Annotated in this window: 1 protein-coding gene and 1 pseudogene; one reads left to right on the forward strand and one right to left on the reverse strand. The window is 37.6% G+C overall.

What is annotated here, in order from left to right; genetic code table 11:
• Positions 1-125: 125 nt before the first annotated feature.
• A complete protein-coding gene (locus O9332_RS06060) occupies positions 126-296 on the reverse strand; it encodes a hypothetical protein (protein ID WP_288024261.1) in 171 nt (56 codons plus the stop codon).
• Between the two features lie 68 nt (positions 297-364).
• Here O9332_RS06060 and O9332_RS06065 point away from each other — a divergent pair.
• Positions 365-1,080: pseudogene (locus O9332_RS06065) on the forward strand (IS630 transposase-related protein); the annotation flags it as partial.

Consider the following 1,080-nt stretch of genomic DNA (forward strand, 5'->3'; position numbering starts at 1 on the left):
GTATCTTGGCGAAATCTGGTATATCTGTTATATTTGGTCATAGAGAGAGGATAAATTCTTTAACATCTTTTATTTTCTCTCTATTTTGCTTGATTCTTCCTCTTTTTTCTTTTTAGGTTTCTCATTTAGTCTAAACTACAGTCAACTCCGGCTAGGTGTTTCAATTGATCCCACTCTTCTTGCCATTTTTCCGCTAGGCGATCGCACAAAGTTAATGTCTCATCGATCCATTTTTCTGGAATGAGCCAATCGGCGATCTTCCCGATTGTACCGAACAATCTAGCAATTATAGTCATTTCAAATAATTGTGAGACAAGTGAAAAATAAGGTAAAATAAGGAGAAACGAGCAACCCATACAGAAAAATGTCCTATAGTCTAGACTTGAGAAAAAAGGTAATCGATTATGTAGAGAATGGAGGAAGCATAACTAAAGCTGCCGCTCTATTTAAGATAGGGAGAGCAACAATATATAGATGGCTGAGTAGGGAAGAAGGGTCAGCAACAAAGGTAAAACACCGTCAGAGAAAGCTGGACTGGAAAGCACTAGAAAGAGATGTCCAAGAAAATCCCGAAGCAAGATTAAGAGATAGAGCCGAGAAGTTTGGAGTGAGACCAAGTGCCATTTGCTATGCCTTAAAAAAATGGAAATCACCAGAAAAAAGAAAGAACTTCGTTATAGAGAAAGAAACCGAGAAGAAAGAATAAAATATTATAAAACCCTGAGAGAATTGATTAAAATATATGGTGGTAAAAGCCTTGTATTTATTGATGAGGCTGGGTTTGAAGAATTTCAAGACTGTCTTTATGCCTGGTCAAAAAAAGGGAAGAAAGTCTTTGGAGATAGACAAGGAAAACGAGGAAAAAGAGAGAACCTTGTCGCTGGGAGAAGAAAGGGGAAAAAAGACTTGATTGCACCAATGATATTTACGAGAAGCCTAACTGCGGAAGGCTTTGAAGGCTGGTTATCTTTATATTTATTGCCCTCTTTAACCATGACATCAATATTAATTATGGATAAGGCACCAATTCATCGGAAGACAGTGATTAGACAACTGGTAGAGGAAGCAGGTCATCAGGTA

Source organism: Microcystis sp. LE19-10.1B, assembly GCF_027530565.1.
In the GTDB taxonomy this organism is placed as follows: Bacteria; Cyanobacteriota; Cyanobacteriia; order Cyanobacteriales; family Microcystaceae; genus Microcystis; species Microcystis aeruginosa.